The organism is Streptomyces sirii (assembly GCF_045690365.1).
Classification (GTDB): domain Bacteria; phylum Actinomycetota; class Actinomycetes; order Streptomycetales; family Streptomycetaceae; genus Streptomyces; species Streptomyces sirii.
Window position 1 is genome coordinate 4,734,166 of sequence record NZ_CP147982.1, and the last position, 17,433, is coordinate 4,751,598.

16 protein-coding genes are annotated in these 17,433 nt (G+C 68.0%); 7 read left to right on the forward strand and 9 right to left on the reverse strand.

All coding sequences use genetic code 11. The features are described from left to right. Positions 1–33 precede the first annotated feature (33 nt). Entirely contained in the window at positions 34–1,509 is a 1,476-nt protein-coding gene (locus tag WAB15_RS21225; protein ID WP_407287191.1) for a CCA tRNA nucleotidyltransferase, read from the forward strand. A gap of 123 nt (positions 1,510–1,632) precedes the next feature. On the opposite strand, the gene WAB15_RS21230 is transcribed toward WAB15_RS21225, so the two are convergent. From WAB15_RS21230 to WAB15_RS21245, 4 genes are all read right to left on the reverse strand, one after another. Beyond that, on the reverse strand, positions 1,633–2,196 hold the full coding sequence (locus WAB15_RS21230; RefSeq protein ID WP_399145841.1) for a hypothetical protein: 564 nt from the start codon (positions 2,194–2,196) through the stop codon (positions 1,633–1,635). Between the two features lie 110 nt (positions 2,197–2,306). Further along, on the reverse strand, positions 2,307–3,566 hold the full coding sequence (locus WAB15_RS21235; protein ID WP_407287192.1) for an MFS transporter: 1,260 nt from the start codon (positions 3,564–3,566) through the stop codon (positions 2,307–2,309). 78 nt (positions 3,567–3,644) lie between these two features. Then, on the reverse strand, positions 3,645–4,727 hold the full coding sequence (locus WAB15_RS21240; RefSeq protein ID WP_399145839.1) for an inositol-3-phosphate synthase: 1,083 nt from the start codon (positions 4,725–4,727) through the stop codon (positions 3,645–3,647). Positions 4,728–4,786: 59 nt separating this feature from the next. Continuing rightward, complete coding sequence (locus tag WAB15_RS21245; RefSeq protein ID WP_399145838.1) at positions 4,787–5,455, reverse strand: PadR family transcriptional regulator; 669 nt, start codon at positions 5,453–5,455, stop codon at positions 4,787–4,789. A 361-nt stretch (positions 5,456–5,816) separates the two neighbouring features. On the opposite strand from WAB15_RS21245, the gene WAB15_RS21250 reads away from it, so the two are divergent. Continuing rightward, positions 5,817–8,480 carry a transglycosylase domain-containing protein gene (locus WAB15_RS21250; RefSeq protein ID WP_407287193.1) on the forward strand — a complete coding sequence of 888 codons (2,664 nt, stop codon included), beginning with the start codon at positions 5,817–5,819 and terminating at the stop codon, positions 8,478–8,480. A gap of 135 nt (positions 8,481–8,615) precedes the next feature. Continuing rightward, on the forward strand, positions 8,616–10,097 hold the full coding sequence (locus tag WAB15_RS21255) for a glycosyltransferase family 87 protein (protein WP_399145836.1): 1,482 nt from the start codon (positions 8,616–8,618) through the stop codon (positions 10,095–10,097). A gap of 95 nt (positions 10,098–10,192) precedes the next feature. Here the strand turns inward: WAB15_RS21255 and WAB15_RS21260 are convergent, their stop codons facing one another. The 3 genes from WAB15_RS21260 to WAB15_RS21270 all read right to left on the reverse strand — a co-directional run bounded on the left by WAB15_RS21260 (position 10,193) and on the right by WAB15_RS21270 (position 12,870). Next, a complete protein-coding gene (locus WAB15_RS21260; protein WP_399145835.1) occupies positions 10,193–11,224 on the reverse strand; it encodes an alanine racemase in 1,032 nt (343 codons plus the stop codon). 80 nt (positions 11,225–11,304) lie between these two features. Next, positions 11,305–12,426 carry a lipid II:glycine glycyltransferase FemX gene (locus WAB15_RS21265; protein ID WP_399145834.1) on the reverse strand — a complete coding sequence of 374 codons (1,122 nt, stop codon included), beginning with the start codon at positions 12,424–12,426 and terminating at the stop codon, positions 11,305–11,307. Positions 12,427–12,564: 138 nt separating this feature from the next. Next, positions 12,565–12,870 (reverse strand): hypothetical protein, encoded by a 306-nt coding sequence (locus tag WAB15_RS21270; RefSeq protein WP_399145833.1) that lies wholly within the window; start codon positions 12,868–12,870, stop codon positions 12,565–12,567. Positions 12,871–13,099: 229 nt separating this feature from the next. On the opposite strand from WAB15_RS21270, the gene rpsF reads away from it, so the two are divergent. The 4 genes from rpsF (at position 13,100) to rplI (ending at position 14,870) form a co-directional block, all read left to right on the forward strand. After that, positions 13,100–13,390: a 30S ribosomal protein S6 gene (gene rpsF, locus WAB15_RS21275; protein ID WP_006604399.1), complete on the forward strand. Its 291-nt coding sequence runs from the start codon at positions 13,100–13,102 to the stop codon at positions 13,388–13,390. Positions 13,391–13,472: 82 nt separating this feature from the next. Next, on the forward strand, positions 13,473–14,057 hold the full coding sequence (locus tag WAB15_RS21280) for a single-stranded DNA-binding protein (RefSeq protein ID WP_397734442.1): 585 nt from the start codon (positions 13,473–13,475) through the stop codon (positions 14,055–14,057). 111 nt (positions 14,058–14,168) lie between these two features. Further along, the gene (gene rpsR / locus WAB15_RS21285; RefSeq protein ID WP_003978893.1) at positions 14,169–14,405 is read left to right on the forward strand and encodes a 30S ribosomal protein S18; all 237 of its coding nucleotides are present in this window, start codon (positions 14,169–14,171) and stop codon (positions 14,403–14,405) included. An 18-nt stretch (positions 14,406–14,423) separates the two neighbouring features. Then, positions 14,424–14,870: a 50S ribosomal protein L9 gene (gene rplI, locus WAB15_RS21290; RefSeq protein ID WP_399145831.1), complete on the forward strand. Its 447-nt coding sequence runs from the start codon at positions 14,424–14,426 to the stop codon at positions 14,868–14,870. A gap of 80 nt (positions 14,871–14,950) precedes the next feature. Here the strand turns inward: rplI and WAB15_RS21295 are convergent, their stop codons facing one another. Next, positions 14,951–15,814 (reverse strand): trypsin-like serine peptidase, encoded by an 864-nt coding sequence (locus WAB15_RS21295; RefSeq protein ID WP_407287194.1) that lies wholly within the window; start codon positions 15,812–15,814, stop codon positions 14,951–14,953. Between the two features lie 41 nt (positions 15,815–15,855). Then, positions 15,856–17,193, reverse strand: coding sequence for an MATE family efflux transporter (locus tag WAB15_RS21300; protein ID WP_407287195.1), 1,338 nt, complete (start codon positions 17,191–17,193; stop codon positions 15,856–15,858). Positions 17,194–17,433: the final 240 nt, after the last annotated feature.

Genomic DNA, 17,433 nt, shown 5'->3' on the forward strand with positions numbered 1-17,433 from the left:
TTCGCGCTGCGCGGCCACGTACCCTGTTCTGTTGTGCCGAACGCCAACAATGACCTCCCCACCCCGCACGCCGAGCAGAGCCCGCAGTCGACGAACGCGCTGAACCATGTGCAGCGGCGCGCAGTGAGCGAACTGCTGCGGGTCTCCCCTGTCGCGGACGACCTGGCCCGCCGATGCCAGGAGGCCGGGTTCACGCTTGCCCTGGTCGGCGGCTCGGTCCGGGACGCACTGCTCGGCCGGCTCGGCAACGACCTGGACTTCACCACCGATGCCCGTCCCGAGGACGTACTGAAGATCGTCCGGCCGTGGGCGGACGCGGTCTGGGAGGTCGGCATCGCCTTCGGCACGGTCGGCTGCAAGAAGGACTCGTTCGACATCGAGGTCACGACCTACCGCTCCGAGGCCTACGACCGCACCTCCCGCAAGCCCGAGGTGTCCTACGGCGACTCCATCGAGGATGACCTGGTCCGCCGGGACTTCACGGTGAACGCCATGGCGGTCCTGCTGCCGCAGAAGGAGTTCGTCGACCCGCACGGCGGCCTGGAGGACCTGGCCGCCCGTGTCCTGCGCACGCCGGGCACGCCGGAGGAATCCTTCTCGGACGATCCGCTGCGGATGATGCGGGCCGCCCGCTTCGCCGCCCAGCTGGACTTCGAGGTCGCCCCCGAGGTCGTGGCCGCGATGAAGGCGATGGCGGAGCGTATCGAGATCGTCTCGGCCGAGCGGGTACGGGACGAGCTGAACAAGCTGCTCCTGGCGCGGTACCCGCGTAAGGGGCTGCGGCTGTTCGTCGATTCCGGCCTGGCCGACCGGGTCCTGCCCGAGCTGCCGGCCCTGCGGCTGGAGAGTGACGAGCATCACCGGCACAAGGACGTCTACGAGCACTCGCTGACGGTGCTGGACCAGGCGATGGACCTGGAGGAGAACGGACCCGATCTGGTCCTGCGTCTGGCGGCCCTGCTGCACGACATCGGCAAGCCCAGGACGCGGCGCTTCGAGAAGGACGGCCGGGTCTCCTTCCACCATCACGAGGTGGTGGGCGCGAAGATGACCAAGAAGCGGATGGCCGCGCTGAAGTACTCCAACGACATGATCAAGGACGTCTCGCGTCTGGTGGAGCTGCATCTGCGCTTCCACGGCTATGGCACGGGAGAGTGGACGGACTCCGCGGTCCGCCGCTATGTGCGCGATGCCGGCCCCCAGCTGGAGCAGCTGCACAAGCTGACCCGCTCGGACTGCACCACCCGCAACAAGCGCAAGGCCGCCGCGCTGTCGCGTGCCTACGACGGGCTCGAAGAGCGGATCGCGCGGCTGCAGGAGCAGGAGGAGCTGGAGGCGATCCGGCCCGACCTGGACGGCAACGACATCATGCAGATCCTGGGCATCCGCCCTGGGCCCGAGGTCGGCAAGGCGTACAAGCAGATGCTGGAGATCCGGCTGGAGCACGGTCCCATGGACCGGGAGGCCGCCATCGCCGCTCTGAAGGAGTGGTGGGCGACGCAGGGCTGATGTTTCACGTGAAACAGGCGGTCGGTGGGCCGCCATGTTTCACGTGAAACATGGCATGAGGCTGGGGCGGTGTTTCACGTGAAACACCGCCCCAAGGCTTGTCCGGCGTGTGCTCGGTTCGTTTTACTTCGCCGGGGTCAGACAGAGCACCATGTGGGTGTCGGCGCGCTTACGACGCTGCACGGACTTGGTGTACGCCGATTCCCCCGCAGGGCAGACGGAGGGGTCGGAGGTGTCGTTGTGCACCGCGGTCACCTTGTACTGGGCCTCCGAGGTGCCGCAATCCACCACCTTGAGGCCGTCATCGAGCGAGCTTTCGGACTTCTGCACGCAGTCACCGACCTCGGCGCTGTCCGCGTCGTCCAGGCTGGTGATCCAGAAGAAGGCGAAGGCGATCAGCACGAAGACGACGCCGATACCCTTCAGGATCGCCTTGGGGGACCGATTCTTGGCCGGACGCGGCGGCGGAACGGGAGCACCGCCCTGCATGTAGGGCTGCTGCGGCGGCGCGGGGTATCCCGGCTGCGGCTGCTGATAGCCGTACGGAGCCTGTGGCTGCTGAGGGTGGGCGTACCCGGCCTGCGGCTGACCGTAAGGAGCCTGGGGCGGCGGCGGTGCCTGGGGATACGGGTTCTGCCCGTACGGCGCCTGGCCGTATGGGTTCGGGCCCTGAGGCGGCATGGTCATGGAACTCCCCCGATATTTGATGTGTACAGGCTCGTGTAGGACGCCCGTAAGGTATCTGGTCCGCGCACCCGGCCGCTGAGCCCGGTCGCCACCATGCGAGGAAGCGGTGCCTAACCGCGCCTCAAGCGCACCACTGCCGCGGCGACGAGTGCGTAGATCACGGTCACCATGAGCAGCAGAACGGTGGACCTGCCGTCCGGCGGCAGCATGAGGGCGGCGACCGCGGCGGCGCCGACGAAGGCGACGTTGAACAGCACGTCGTAGATGGCGAAGATCCGGCCGCGGAACGCGTCGTCGACCGTGGACTGGACGACCGTGTCCGTGGAGATCTTGGTCCCTTGTGTGCCGAGACCGAGCATGAAGGCGGCGGCCAGCATCGGCCCCGGCGTGAAGAACAGGCCGAGCGCCGGCACCAGCACCGCGCCCATGGCGGCGCAGCAGGCGATCCAGCCGAACGCGGTGAAGCGCGCCACCGCCCACGGAGTGACGACGGCGGCCATGAAGAAGCCCCCGCCCGACACCAGGACGGTGATCCCGAGCAGGGCCAGGCCCTCGGATTCGGTCTCGGCCCAGGAGTACCGGCACAGCATCAGCACCATGACCGTCAGCGCTCCGTAGCAGAAGCGGATGAGGGTCATCGCGGCCAGCGCACGGGCCGGGGTGCGCCGCTCGGCGAGATGACGCAGCCCCTCCGCGAGGCCTCGTACGGTGCTCAGCAGGGCTTCTCGCAGATGCGGTGGGCGGTCGGTGAGATCGGGGCCGAGCAGCTGTGGCGTCATGCGCAGCGCGGTGAGCGCCGAGCAGAGGTAGAGGGCCGCGGCCAGCAGCACGACGAACGCGTCCACGTCCGAGCCGGCCAGCCGGACGGCGAAGGCGAGTCCGCCGCCCGCCGTCGCGGCGAGCGTGCCGGCCGTGGGGGCGAGGGAGTTGGCCATGACCAGCTGTTGTCCGCCGTCGACCACCCGGGGCAGTGCGGCCGAGAGCCCGGCCAGGACGAAGCGGTTCACCGCGGTCACCGAGAGGGCCGAAGCGTAGAAGAGCCAGTCGGGGACGTTCGACACGATCAGCGCTGCCGTCGCCATGGCCAGCAGCGTGCGCAGCAGATTGCCGTAGAGCAGGACCTGGCGGCGCCGCCAGCGGTCGAGCAGCACGCCGGTGAACGGCCCGAGGAGCGAGTACGGCAGCAGCAGGATCGCCATGGCGGAGGCGATGGCCGCCGGTGAGGTCTGCTTCTCGGGAGAGAAGACGACGTAGGTGGCGAGCGCGACCTGGAACACCCCGTCGGCCGCCTGGGACAGAAGCCGTGCGGCGAGGAGCGAACGGAAGTCACGTAGCCGGAGTAATACGCGGAGGTCGCGCACAGCATGCATGAGGCACAGCCTCACACAGCCCGCAGGCCCCCGGGCGGAATACCCGGAGGCCTGCGGAGGGAGGTCGCGGAGGGCGCGTCAGCGCTCGACCTCGCCGTTGATGAACTTCTCGACGTTCTCCCGCGCCTCGTCGTCGAAGTACTGCACCGGCGGCGACTTCATGAAGTACGAGGAAGCGGAGAGGATCGGGCCGCCGATGCCCCGGTCCTTGGCGATCTTCGCGGCGCGCAGCGCGTCGATGATGACGCCCGCGGAGTTGGGGGAGTCCCAGACCTCGAGCTTGTACTCGAGGTTCAGCGGGACGTCGCCGAAGGCGCGGCCCTCAAGGCGGACATAGGCCCACTTGCGGTCGTCCAGCCACGCCACGAAGTCCGAGGGGCCGATGTGGACGTTGTCCTCGCCCAGCTCGCGGTCCCGGATCTGGGAGGTGACGGCCTGCGTCTTGGAGATCTTCTTGGACTCCAGGCGCTCGCGCTCGAGCATGTTCTTGAAGTCCATGTTGCCGCCGACGTTCAGCTGCATCGTGCGGTCCAGGATGACGCCCCGGTCCTCGAAGAGCTTGGCCATCACACGGTGCGTGATCGTGGCGCCGACCTGCGACTTGATGTCGTCACCGACGATCGGGACACCGGCCTCGGTGAACTTGTCCGCCCACTCCTTGGTGCCGGCGATGAAGACCGGGAGGGCGTTGACGAACCCGACCTTGGCGTCGATGGCGCACTGGGCGTAGTACTTCGCGGCGTCCTCGGAGCCGACAGGGAGGTAGCAGACCAGGACGTCGACCTGCTTGTCCTTGAGGATCTGGACGATGTCGACCGGGGCCTCGGGGGACTCCTCGATGGTCTGGCGGTAGTACTTGCCCAGGCCGTCGAGGGTGTGGCCGCGCTGGACCTGCACGCCGGCGTTCGGCACGTCGCAGATCTTGATGGTGTTGTTCTCGCTGGCGCCGATGGCGTCCGCGAGGTCGAGGCCGACCTTCTTGGCGTCTACGTCGAACGCCGCCACGAACTCGATGTCACGCACGTGGTAGTCGCCGAACTGCACGTGCATGAGGCCGGGCACGCGGCTCTTCGGGTCGGCGTCCTTGTAGTACTCGACGCCCTGTACCAGCGAGGCGGCGCAGTTGCCCACGCCGACGATGGCTACGCGAACCGAACCCATTCCGGTTGCTCCCTGTGTTCTCGATGAGGACCTGCGCGGCAGAGCCTCATGTGGTGGTGTCAATCGGACGGATCCGGCCGGGAACCACCCCGGTGCCGGGGCAGGCCGCCCGTATCTCCTGACTGGTTCTTCATGTCATGCGCTGCGGGACCCGGTGCGCGCTGATCGCGCCCGGCGCGCTCACTCTCGATGAGCTCGTTCAACCAACGGACTTCGCGCTCCACGGATTCCATGCCGTGGCGTTGCAGTTCGAGGGTGTAGTCGTCCAGCCGCTCCCGGGACCTGGCCAAGGAGGTGCGCATCTTCTCAAGGCGCTCCTCCAGCCGGCTGCGGCGGCCTTCCAGCACCCGCATCCGCACGTCCCGCGACGTCTGGCCGAAGAATGCGAAGCGGACGCCGAAGTGCTCGTCCTCCCACGCATCCGGGCCGGAGTGGGCGAGCAATTCCTCGAAGTGCTCTTTGCCCGATGCGGTCAATCGGTAGACGATCTTGGCTCGGCGCCCTGTCAGAGCCGCGGCGGAAACCCCCTCCGCGGCGGCGTCCGTCTCCTCGATGATCCAGCCGCTCGCGACCAGCGCCTTGAGGCACGGGTAGAGGGTGCCATAACTGAACGCACGGAACACCCCGAGCGAGGTGTTGAGCCGTTTTCGCAGCTCGTAGCCGTGCATCGGGGACTCGCGGAGCAGGCCGAGGACGGCGAACTCGAGGATGCCGGAACGTCTGGTCATCCTCCGCCTCCTAGGCCCGGTGCGTTCTTTATGTCGTGCTGATGTATCGGCTCGATACATCCAGACGATAGAACGGGCACGGGAGGGGGACAAGGGGGGAGTCGGTGAACGGCGTCACATCACCGATTCGTGCGATGCAACCTGACTGATTTGGAGTGAATTTCAACACTGGGGAGGTTTTGGCCGTGCGTAGTCTGTGCGGCATGCAGACTGCCGGGAACCGTGGGCCGATATCCAGCGTCCCCGTCCTCGGTGTATTGCGGCCCGCGCCTTTGGCATGGGCCGTGCATCGGGGGGACCTGAAGACAACTGCCGCCTTCAGGCGACGAGATAGCGCGCCTGCCCGAGGAGTATTCGTTCCATGAGCGAGCACCGTCGCAAACCGCCACAGCCGCAGAGTGGCGGACGTGCCGCGGCCCGACGCGCCGCACAAGAGTCGTCAGGGCGCCGTGGCGCCCGTTCGCGTGGCTCCGCTGCCGGCCCCGACCCCTACGGTGACGCCTCCGGGCACGAGTCGCGGATGGGCGGTCGGGCCGAGGCCCGCAGGGCTGCCCAGCGCGGCGGTCGCCGGAGGGTGTCGGATGCCTCGATGGCGGGCTCCGGTGCCGGCGGCCATGGCGGCGGAGGCCGCCGTGGCGGTGGTGGCGGTGGTCCCGAGGGAGGCCGCGGCCGCGGGCGTGGCGACGGCAGGCCCGCCAAGCGGCGTCTGATCGACTACCCGCGCGCCAACAAGGTCGGCTGGCGGCGCTTTGTGCCGTCGTGGAAGCAGGTCACCAGCCTGGTCATCGGTTTCGCCGGCCTGATCGTGGGCGCCTCCGGCGTGGCGCTGGCCCTGGTGAGCGTGCCGAACGAGAGTGACGCCGCCAAGTCGCAGAACAACGTCTACCTCTGGGCCAATGGCGACGTCATGGCTCGCGACGGTAAGACCAACCGGCAGAACATCGACATACAAGACATTCCGCCGTCGATGCAGAATGCAGCGATCGCGGCGGAGAACGCGTCTTTCCGGACGGACTCCGGAGTCGACCCGATGGGTATCGCGCGTGCCGTGTTCAACATGGCAAGGGGCGGCGAGACCCAGGGTGGCTCGACCATCACTCAGCAGTACGTCAAGAACGCCATGCTGAACCAGCAGCAGACCTTCGATCGCAAGTTCAAGGAGCTGTTCATCGCGATCAAGGTCGGCTGGCGGATGGACAAGCCGAAGATCCTGCAGGGGTATCTGAACACCAGCTACTACGGTCGCGGTGCCTACGGGATCCAGGCGGCGGCTCAGGCGTACTACGGCAAGAACGCCGACAAGCTGAAGCCGGACGAGGCCGCCTTCCTGGCGACCGTGCTCAAGGGCGCCGACCTGTACGACCCGGCGGGCGGCACCGGCCCGGGGGCCACTCGGGAGGCGAACACCCAGCGTGCCACCGCGCGGTGGAAGTGGATCCTCGACCGGGAGGTCGAGAACAAGCTCATGTCGAAGACCGAGCGGGCCAGGTACACCAAGTTCCCCAAGCCCAACACTCCCAAGCCGGTGGCCAGCAAGAGCGGCCAGATCGGCTATCTGATGGACACCGCCAAGAAGTACGTGCTGAAGCACGGGGATATCAGCGAGGCCCAGTTCGACAAGGGCGGCTACACGATCCGGACGACCTTCGACAAGAAGAAGACCGGTCAGCTCGCCGGCGCCGTCAAGAAGGTCCACAAGCGGTACATCAACCCCAAGGAGCGCGAGAAGGACAAGTACGTCCAGTTCGGTGGTGCTTCCGTGGTACCGGGAGACGGCAAGATCGTCGCTCTGTACGGCGGTGAGGGCTATGACAAGGGCCACTTCAGCAACAACGCCGACACCTTCGGTGTGCCGGTCGGCTCGACCTGGAAGCCGTTCGTGCTCGCGGCGGCGATGAAGTACGGCGTGCCCGCGACCGAGCCCCAGGGGCTCTCGCCCCTCAGCCGGTACAACGGCAACGACCATCTCAAGGTGAAGAAGGCGGACGGCACCTACGTCCTCAAGCGGGACAACTCGCCCTTCTTCCAGGAGAACGAGAGCAACCACCGCTGGGGCTACATCTCCTTGGTCAAGGCGATGGAGCAGTCCGTCAACACCCCGTTCGTGCAGCTCGGCATGGATGTCGGGATGGACAAGGTCAAGGAGATGGCGCAGCTCTCGGGCATCTCGCCGGCCAGCTTCGACAAGAACCTCAACCCGTCCTTCGCACTGGGCACCTCCACTCCGAGCGCGATTCGTATGGCCGACGCCTATGCGACGTTCGCCGCGTCGGGCACGAAGGTGGAGCCGTACTCCGTGACCAAGGTGACGCGCGAGGGCGAGGACCTGCCGGGCTTCGAGAAGCCCAGCCAGGAGACGGCGATGGACTCCAACATCGCCAACAACGTGACCAAGGTGCTGGAGAACGTCATCGACAACGGCACCGCGAAGGACGCCAACCGGCTGAACATGCCGGCCGCGGGCAAGACCGGTACCACCGACGAGAACAAGTCGGCCTGGTTCGTCGGCTACACCAAGCAGCTCTCGACGGCCATCACGATGTTCCGCGAGGACGCGCAGAACCCGCGCCAGCTGTCCATGAACGGAGTCGGCGGCTTCGACTCGATCCACGGTGGTGCGCTGCCGACCGAGGTGTGGACCGAGTACATGCTGCAGGCGATGAACGGCGTCACCCCGGAGCCGTTCCCGGCCGCCATCCCGCTCGGCGAGCGGGCGGACGAGGCCGGTATGCCGTCTCCGACGCCGACTCCCACCCCGTCGGACACCCCGTCGGCGACTCCGTCGGAGACTCCCACCGAGTCCGCTCCCCCGTCGGACAGCCCGAGCCCGACTCCGACCAAGCCCTGTTCTCCCTGGGACGTCAACTGCAACGACAACGGTGGGACGACCACCGGCGGAACGAGTGGCGACACCGGGGGCGAGACGAGCACTCCCACCGTGGACCCGGGTACCAATGGCGGAGGCAACGGGAACGGTAACGGCGGAGGTAACGGAGGCTTGTTCGGCGGCCCGACCAGCCAATAGGCACCGCGCCGACCGTTTCACGTGAAACAACGGTGACTGTTTCACGTGAAACATGAGCCACGAAGCCCCTGTCCCGGCTTGCCGGGACAGGGGCTTCGCCATGTTCTGCCCGTGGCCGTACGGCAGGATGGGGCCATGACGAGCGTGCGACAGGACGAGCCGGTACGGCCGACAAAGCGGGACGAGGTGGCGGCGGCCGGCAGCGAGCTGGTCGGAGGTCCGCTCGGCCGTCGCGCTCTGCTCGGAACGCACTGGCTGACACCGGTGCGGGTCGTCGCACTGGTCGCCATCGGGATGTTCGCGCTCGGCATGGTGCAGAAGCTGCCGTGCTACAACGGCGGCTGGTTCTTCGGGGCGACGAGCCAGTACACCCATGCCTGCTACTCCGACATCCCTCATCTCTATGCGGGACGGGGCTTCGCCGACGGGCTGATCCCGTACTTCGACCGGCTGCCCGGCGATATGGAGTACCTCGAGTACCCGGTGCTCACCGGCGTCTTCATGGAGGTCGCCTCATGGATGACGCCGAGCGCGGGGACGATCCAGGACCGCGAACAGATCTACTGGCTGGTCAACTCCGGGATGCTGATGGTCTGCGCCGCCGTCATCGCGGTGTGCGTGGCCCGTACGCATCGGCGCCGCCCCTGGGACGGCCTCCTCGTCGCCCTGGCGCCCGCCTTCGCCCTCACCGCGACCATCAACTGGGACCTGCTGGCCATCGCCCTGACCGCCGGCGGCATGCTGATGTGGTCGCGCAGCCGCCCGCTGAAGGCAGGCATGCTGATCGGCCTGGCGACCGCGGCGAAGCTGTACCCGGTGCTGCTGCTGGGCCCGCTGCTGGTGCTGTGCTGGCGGGCGGGAGCCTGGCGCGCGTTCGGGAAGGCGGCGGCCGGAGCCGTGGGCGCCTGGCTGCTGGTCAACCTGCCGGTGATGATCACGCACGATGCGACCGGGTTCCACATCCGCGAGGGCTGGGCGAAGTTCTACACCTTCAGCCAGGAGCGGCCCATCGACTTCGGTTCGATCTGGTTGCTGATCTCGCAGCGCACCGGCAACCCGCTGGAGAACGCCAACACCTATGCCACGCTGCTGATGCTCGTGGGCTGTGCCGCCATCGGGGTGCTGACCCTCTACGCGCCGCGGCGGCCAAGGTTCGCCCAGCTCGCGTTCCTCGTCGTCGCGCTGTTCATCCTGACCAACAAGGTCTACTCGCCGCAGTACGTCCTGTGGCTGACCCCGCTCGCCGCGCTGGCCCGGCCGCGTTGGCGCGACTTCCTCATCTGGCAGGCCTGCGAGGTCATGTACTTCCTGGGGATCTGGATGTACCTCGCCTACACCGGCAGTGGCGACAAGCACCAAGGCCTGCCGCCGGAGGGCTACCAGCTGGCCATCGCGCTGCACCTCCTGGGCACTCTCTACCTCTGCGCCGTGGTCGTACGGGACATTCTGATGCCCGAGCGCGATGTGGTCCGCAGGGACGGTGACGACGATCCGTCGGGCGGGGTCCTGGACCGTAGCCCCGATGTGTTCGTACTCGGCAGGACGTACCACCCGCCTCGGCACGCGGTGCACTTCGAGGGGGCGCCACGGGTGCGCTGGGGCGTCGTACGGGACTGAGCCGGGGCGGTGGCGCATGCACGGGGCCCGGTGCCACAGAGGAGTTCTGCGGCACCGGGCCCTTGGTGTGTGGTGGAGCCGGAAGGCCGGCCGGCTCAGCGGTCCACGAGGCGGTCGAACTGAGTGGTGGTGTGCCGCAGATGGGCCACCAGCTCCTCGCCGACCTGGGGCTGCGGGGCGTCCCCCGGCACGAACAGGATCGACACCTGCATGTGCGGGGGTTCCGCGAACCAGCGCTGCTTACCGGCCCAGACATACGGCGCGAGATTGCGGTTGACGGTCGCCAGACCGGCCCGGGCCACGCCCTTGGCGCGCGGCATCACCCCGTGCAGCGCCTTGGGGGACTCCAGGCCCACACCGTGCGAGGTACCGCCTGCCACCACGACCAGGTAGCCGTCGGAGGCCGCCTTCTGCTGGCGGTAGCCGAAGCGCTCGCCCTTGGAGACCCGGGTGACATCGAGCACCGAGCCGCGGTACTCGGTGGCCTCGTGGTCGCCGAGCCACAGCCGCGTACCGATCCGCGCGCGGAAGCGGGTCTGCGGGAACTGCTGCTGGAGGCGGGCGAGTTCATCGGCCTTGAGGTGGCTGACGAACATGGTGTGCAGCGGGAGACGGGCGGCGCGGAGCCGGTCCATCCAGCCGATGACCTCATCGACCGCGTCGGAGCCGTCGGCGCGGTCCAGCGGCAGGTGGATCGCGAAGCCCTCGAGCCGGACGTCCTCGATGGCCGCGGCCAGCTTCGCCAGGTCTTCCGGCTTGACGCCATGGCGCTTCATGCTGCTCATGACCTCGATGACGACCCGGGCGCCGACCAGGCCGCCGACGCCCTCGACCGAGGAGACCGAGCGGATCGCCCGGTCGGGCAGCGGCACCGGCTCCTCGCCGTGCCGGAACGGGGTCAGGACGAGCAGGTCACCGCTGAAGAAGTCCTTGATACGGGCCGCTTCGTAGGTCGTCCCGACCGCGAGGATGTCGGCGCCCAGGCGGGTCGCCTCGTCGGCGAGGCGCTCATGGCCGAAGCCGTAGCCGTTGCCTTTGCAGACCGGGACCAGCCCGGGGAACTGCTGGAGAACGCTCTGCTGATGCGCCCGCCAGCGCGCGGTGTCGACGTAGAGGGTGAGCGCCATGGCCGGGGCCGGAACCTTTCTCATGGATGGGGTGTGTCAGGAGTACGCACGGTGCGGTGGAGCTGTCGGCGCTGCGCAGGCTATCCGCGCAGCGACATCGCGATGTCGAACGCCTTCTGCAGGACCTTGCTGAGCGGGAAGTCCCATTCGCCGAGGTACTCCGCCGCCTGCCCACCCGTGCCGACCTTGAACTGGATCAGGCCGAAGAGGTGGTCGTTCTCGTCCAGCGAGTCGCTGATGCCGCGGAGGTCGTAGACCGAGGCGTCGAGCTTGTAGGCGTCCTGCAGCATCTGCCACTGCATGGCATTGGAGGGCCGGACCTCCCGGCCGATGTTGTCGGAGGCGCCGTAGGAGTACCAGACGTGCCCGCCGACGACCAGCATCGTCGCGGCCGAGAGGTTCACGCCGTTGTGCCGCGCAAAGTACAGCCGCATGCGGTTGGGGTCCTCGGCGTTGAGCGCCTTCCACATGCGCTGGAAGTAACCGAGGGGGCGCGGCGTGAACCGGTCGCGCTCCGCGGTGATCTCGTAGAGCCGCTGCCATTCGGCCAGATCGTCGTAGCCGCCCTCGACGACCTCGACGCCGGCCTTCTCGGCCTTCTTGATGTTCCGGCGCCACAGCTGGTTGAAGCCCTTGTGGACCTCTTCGAGGGAACGATTGGCAAGGGGCACCTGGAAGACATAGCGGGGCTGCACGTCGGCGAAGCCGGCGCCGTCCTCCTCACCCTGCTGCCACCCCATACGGCGCAGCTGGTCGGCCACCTCGAAGGCGCGCGGCTCGATGTGGGTCGCCTCGACCTGACGCAGGCGCTTGACGTCCGGGTCCTGGATGCCGGCCTTGATCGCTGCGGCGTCCCAGCGGCGGATGACGACCGGAGGGCCCATCTTCACGGTGAAGGCGCCCTGCTTCTTGAGGTGCGCCAGCATCGGCTCGAGCCAGTCCTTGAGGTTCGGCGTGAACCAGTTGATGACCGGTCCCTCGGGCAGATACGCGAGGTAGCGCTTGACCTTGGGCACCTGGCGGTAGAGCACCAGGCCCGCGCCGACCAGTTCGCCGCTCGCGTCGAACCAGCCCAGGCTCTCCGAACGCCATTCGGCCTTCACGTCCGCCCAGGCCGGAACCTGCATGTGGCTCGCCGCGGGCAGGCTCTGGATGTACGCCAGATGTTGCTCTCGGCTGATGGTCCTCAGGGTCAGGCTCATGCGGGGCGCTCCTCGGCAGGTGTGTCCCCATGGTCGGGGCTCCGGCTCTCGCGCCGAAGCCTACTGTGACCGGGGAGCGCCCCGTCTGGGCCGTACGGGCTGGGCCCCGTATGCCACACGGTGAGTCGGCCGGACGCCTCAGCCGATGAGCCCGCCGAACGCGACACCTAGGTAGAAACCGAAGGCGGACGCGCCCAACCCGATGATCAACAGGAAGCGCTCGCCTGTCGTCGACGAGATGAACTGGCCCCACAGGCCGGTGCCGATTCCGATCAGACCGACCCAGGAACTGACCAAGTGCAGACTGGGAGAGAGCGTGGTGAGGGCGGCGATCGCGCCGAGCACCAGGGTGACGAGGGCGAAGGTGTTCTCGACGGGATGCTCCTTGCCGTCGCTGTTGAGAAGCGAGAGCAGGTCGCGCTGGGTCCTAGCTGCCTGTGCCATGCGGCACCTCCGATGACAGGGCGGCGCACTGTAACGCCGCTCACACCCGTTGTGTTCCAGATTGAGGGGTGTACCGCCCGGATTTCAACCGGAAGGCTTCAGGCAGGTACTCTGTACGGTCTGCGCCTATGTCTGTCCGGATGGCCGGCCGGGCTCGGCGCGGAAACGCATATGACCCTCCTGCCACGGAACGACCGTGGCCGCTGAGTCCAAAGGAGGTGGGTTCACCATGCGTCACTACGAGGTGATGGTCATCCTCGACCCCGATCTCGAGGAGCGCGCTGTCTCCCCGCTGATCGAGAACTTCCTCTCCGTCGTCCGCGAGGGCAACGGAAAGGTCGAGAAGGTCGACACCTGGGGCCGTCGTCGTCTCTCGTACGAGATCAAGAAGAAGCCCGAGGGCATCTACTCGGTCATCGACCTGCAGGCCGAGCCTGCGGTCGTCAAGGAGCTCGACCGTCAGATGAACCTGAACGAGTCGGTCCTCCGGACCAAGGTCCTCCGTCCCGAGACCCACTGAGCGCCTCAGCGTTCAGCGGTAACCGGGTCCGAGTAGCAGCAACACCAGCAGCCAGCAGCACACCCGCCGAGAGGTTCCCCTAATGGCAGGCGAGACCGTCATCACGGTTGTCGGCAATCTTGTCGACGACCCCGAGCTGCGCTTCACCCCGTCCGGTGCGGCGGTTGCGAAGTTCCGCGTCGCATCCACCCCCCGCACCTTCGACCGCCAGACCAATGAGTGGAAGGACGGCGAGAGCCTGTTCCTGACCTGCTCGGTGTGGCGTCAGGCGGCGGAGAACGTCGCCGAGTCCCTCACGCGGGGTACCCGCGTGGTCGTACAGGGCCGCCTCAAGCAGCGCTCGTACGAGGACCGCGAGGGCGTGAAGCGCACGGTCTACGAGCTCGACGTCGAGGAAGTGGGCGCGAGCCTCAAGAACGCCACGGCCAAGATCACCAAGACCAGCGGTCGCGGTGGCCAGGGCGGCGGCTTCGGCGGCGGTCAGCAGGGCGGTGGCCAGGGTGGCGGCGGCTGGGGCGGCGGCCCCGGCGGCGGTCAGCAGGGCGGCGGCGCTCCTGCCGACGACCCGTGGGCGACCAGCGGCCCTGCCGGCGGCGGCCAGCAGGGTGGCGGCGGTGGCTGGGGCGGTAGCTCCGGCGGTGGCTACTCGGACGAGCCGCCCTTCTAGGTCTCGCGTCCGGCTCGGATCGGCGTTGTTTCACGTGAAACAACGCCGTGGAACGGCCGGGGGGCCTTGAGGGCGTCAGCACAAACTTCTTGAACTCATTGGAGAGAGACAATGGCGAAGCCGCCTGCTCGCAAGCCTAAGAAGAAGGTTTGCGTGTTCTGCAAGGAGAAGATCTCCTACGTCGACTACAAGGACACGAACCTGCTGCGGAAGTTCATCTCCGACCGCGGCAAGATCCGTGCCCGCCGAGTCACCGGCAACTGCACTCAGCACCAGCGTGACGTCGCCACGGCCGTGAAGAACAGCCGTGAGATGGCGCTGCTGCCCTACACGTCCACCGCGCGATAAGGGAAGGGTGACCGACACATGAAGATCATCCTCACCCACGAGGTCTCCGGCCTCGGCACCGCCGGCGACGTCGTTGACGTCAAGGACGGATACGCCCGCAACTACCTGGTCCCGCGCGGTTTCGCGATCCGCTGGACCAAGGGTGGCGAGAAGGACGTCGAGCAGATCCGCCGCGGTCGCAAGATCCGCGAGATCGCCACGATCGAGCAGGCCAACGAGGTCAAGGGCCGGCTCGAGGGCGTCAGCGTGAAGCTGGCCGTCCGCGCCGGCGACGCGGGCCGCCTGTTCGGCTCCGTCACCCCGGCCGACGTCGCTGCGGCGATCAAGGCCGCTGGTGGTCCGGACGTGGACAAGCGTCGTGTCGAGCTCGGCTCGCCGATCAAGACCCTGGGCGCGCACCAGGTCTCCGTGCGTCTGCACGCCGAGGTCGTTGCGAAGCTGGGCGTCGAGGTCGTCGCCGCCTGATCGCAGGACAACGCAGAAGGGCCGCACTCCGTCATCGGGGTGCGGCCCTTCGCCGTGCCGGGGTGCGAGCGGCCCGGTCCTCAGTCCTCGTCCTGGGCGTGCTTGTACAGCTCGGCGACGTCGTCGTCGAAGTACGCCGCGTAGGAGATGTCGTCCTCGTCACCGCCGCCCTCATGGCCGCCCAGGACGCCGATGACCGTGCCGGTGTGGCTCTTGGGGTCGTAGTCGGCGAGCCAGGGGCTACCGCTCGTACCGCCCTCGAAGTCGGTGCACTGGACGCGCATCTGGGTGTCGCTGTACTTCGTGGTGCGGTTCTGGCAGGAGATCGGGGTGTTTCGGCTGGTGGGGTAGCCGGTGATCTTGACCTCGTTGTCGAAGCCGCGGTCGATGCCCAGGGTGTTCCCGCCGAGGACGTCCTGGATCTGCTCGCCGTCCTTCTTGTCGAGGAGGAGGAAGGCGACGTCGAGATCCTCGTCCTGCTTCTTGGCCCAGCGGTCGTCGACGATCACTTTCTTGACCTTCCACAGGCCCGTGGGTTCTTCGCCGTCGCGATAGTCGGGGGCGAAGAGGAGGTCGTCCACCGTGGATCCGGCGTCGGCGTCGAAGGCGCAGTGCGCCGCCGTTATCAGCATGTTGCGGCCCGGACTCTGCACCACGCTCGCGGTGCAGAAGTGGTCGCCCGAGTCGTTCTTCTCGAAGACCACGCCGACCCTGGCGTTCTGCTCGGTCCGGCGCGGGGTGTACGCATTGCCGATATCGGCCGGAGCGGTCGCGGCGGGATCCTGGTCCTGGGGGTCCTGGCCGGCCTCGCCGGACTTGCCGAAGCTGCTGTGGCCCGTGCCGCCGCGCGTATCGGACTCCTCCGCGGCGTAGCCCACCACGGCAGCAGCCATGACGACGATGAACGTCATGGGCAGCACGGACTTCCTGGCAAGCGAGCGCACCCCGTCATTATCGACATGCACTCTGTGTTGCGGGAGGTGGTTCAGCGGGAGGCCCCGGTCACAATCCACCGGCCGGAGCGGGTGCGCAGCCAGAGCGTCGCCATGCGGACGGCCATCATCAGTGCCATCGCCCACCACAGGGCGACCAGTCCGCCGCCGAAGGCCGGTACGGCGAGTGCGGCCGGCACGAACAGGGCCAGCGTCAGCACCATCGCCCAGGCGAGATACGGGCCGTCGCCCGCGCCCATCAGGACGCCGTCGAGGATGAAGACGATCCCGGAGATCGGCTGTGTCACGGCCACGACCAGGAGCGTGGTCAGCAGCGGGCCCTGTACGGCGGGGTCGGAGGTGAACAGCGGGATGAACACCGGGCGGGCGAGCGCGACCAGCACACCGAGCACCAGGCCCGAGGCGATGCCCCACTGGACCATGCGGCGGCAGGCGGCCTGGGCACCGTCGCGGTCCCCCGCGCCGAGGTAGCGGCCTATGATGGCCTGCCCGGCGATGGCTATCGCGTCCAGCGCGAAGGCCAGCAGGGACCACAGCGTGAGCACGATCTGGTGGGCGGCGACCTCGGCGTCGCCGAGCCGGGCGGCGATGGCGGTGGCGATCATCAGCACAGCGCGCAGAGAGAGCGTACGGACCAGCAGCGGAACGCCGGCCTGGGCACAGGCGCGGATCCCCGCGGCGTCGGGGCGGAGCGAGGCACCGTGCCGTCGGGCGCCGCGGATCACCACGGCGAGGTAGGCGGCGGCCATGGCGCACTGGGCGATGACCGTGCCCCAGGCGGATCCCTCGATGCCGAGGCCGGCGCCGTAGACCAGGGCGACGTTGAGCGCGGCGTTGGCGGAGAAGCCGCCGATGGCGACGTAGAGCGGGGTCTTGGTGTCCTGGAGGCCGCGGAGGACGCCGGTGGCGGCCAGCACGACGAGCATCGCGGGGATGCCGAGCGCGCTGATGCGCAGGTAAGCGGTGCCGTGCGGGGCGGCGGTGGCAGAGGCACCGAAGGCCTCGACGAGCCAGGGCGCGGTGGGCAGCACGGCCGCGACGACGCCCGCGCCGAGCAACAGGGCGAGCCAGATGCCGTCCATGCCCTGGCGGATCGCCGCGGGGAGGTCGCCGGCGCCGACCCGGCGGGCGACCGCCGCGGTGGTGGCGTAGGCGAGGAAGACGAAGACGGCGACGGCGGTGGTCAGCAGGCCGGCGGCGACGCCGAGGCCGGCGAGCTGGGAGGTGCCGAGGTGGCCGATGACGGCGCTGTCGACCATGACGAAGAGGGGCTCCGCGACCAGTGAGCCGAAGGCGGGGAGGGCGAGGGCTATGATCTCGCGGTCGTGGCGGCGGTCGGAGCGCCGCAGGGTCGCGGGAGCCTGTGTCATGCGCTCAATCTAATCTTCCACAGGTAAGAGACGCAAACCCTCTGCAGTCCTTACTTTCCGTTGTATGGAGCCTCCTCCTCCGCGCCGTTTGCCGCGATCTTGAACAGCTGGCAGAAGTTTTTCTCCCCCACAGCCTATGGATGAGAAAACCGCAGGTCAGAAGGGTGAGGGTGGGGTGATTGTGTGCTTGTCCACAGAAGTTTCCCCCGCGCCGTGCACAGGATCCGGGGACTTCTCCAC

What these genes read in the sequence shown, in the direction of transcription:
- WAB15_RS21280 (WP_397734442.1), top strand. Translation starts at nt 13,473, where the DNA reads ATGGCAGGCGAGACCGTCATCACGGTTGTCGGCAATCTTGTCGACGAC.
- WAB15_RS21300 (WP_407287195.1), bottom strand. Translation starts at nt 17,193, where the DNA reads ATGACACAGGCTCCCGCGACCCTGCGGCGCTCCGACCGCCGCCACGAC.
- rpsR (WP_003978893.1), top strand. Translation starts at nt 14,169, where the DNA reads ATGGCGAAGCCGCCTGCTCGCAAGCCTAAGAAGAAGGTTTGCGTGTTC.
- rpsF (WP_006604399.1), top strand. Translation starts at nt 13,100, where the DNA reads ATGCGTCACTACGAGGTGATGGTCATCCTCGACCCCGATCTCGAGGAG.
- WAB15_RS21230 (WP_399145841.1), bottom strand. Translation starts at nt 2,196, where the DNA reads ATGACCATGCCGCCTCAGGGCCCGAACCCATACGGCCAGGCGCCGTAC.
- WAB15_RS21265 (WP_399145834.1), bottom strand. Translation starts at nt 12,426, where the DNA reads ATGAGCCTGACCCTGAGGACCATCAGCCGAGAGCAACATCTGGCGTAC.
- WAB15_RS21245 (WP_399145838.1), bottom strand. Translation starts at nt 5,455, where the DNA reads ATGACCAGACGTTCCGGCATCCTCGAGTTCGCCGTCCTCGGCCTGCTC.
- WAB15_RS21255 (WP_399145836.1), top strand. Translation starts at nt 8,616, where the DNA reads ATGACGAGCGTGCGACAGGACGAGCCGGTACGGCCGACAAAGCGGGAC.
- WAB15_RS21240 (WP_399145839.1), bottom strand. Translation starts at nt 4,727, where the DNA reads ATGGGTTCGGTTCGCGTAGCCATCGTCGGCGTGGGCAACTGCGCCGCC.
- WAB15_RS21250 (WP_407287193.1), top strand. Translation starts at nt 5,817, where the DNA reads ATGAGCGAGCACCGTCGCAAACCGCCACAGCCGCAGAGTGGCGGACGT.
- WAB15_RS21260 (WP_399145835.1), bottom strand. Translation starts at nt 11,224, where the DNA reads ATGGCGCTCACCCTCTACGTCGACACCGCGCGCTGGCGGGCGCATCAG.
- WAB15_RS21235 (WP_407287192.1), bottom strand. Translation starts at nt 3,566, where the DNA reads ATGCATGCTGTGCGCGACCTCCGCGTATTACTCCGGCTACGTGACTTC.
- rplI (WP_399145831.1), top strand. Translation starts at nt 14,424, where the DNA reads ATGAAGATCATCCTCACCCACGAGGTCTCCGGCCTCGGCACCGCCGGC.
- WAB15_RS21270 (WP_399145833.1), bottom strand. Translation starts at nt 12,870, where the DNA reads ATGGCACAGGCAGCTAGGACCCAGCGCGACCTGCTCTCGCTTCTCAAC.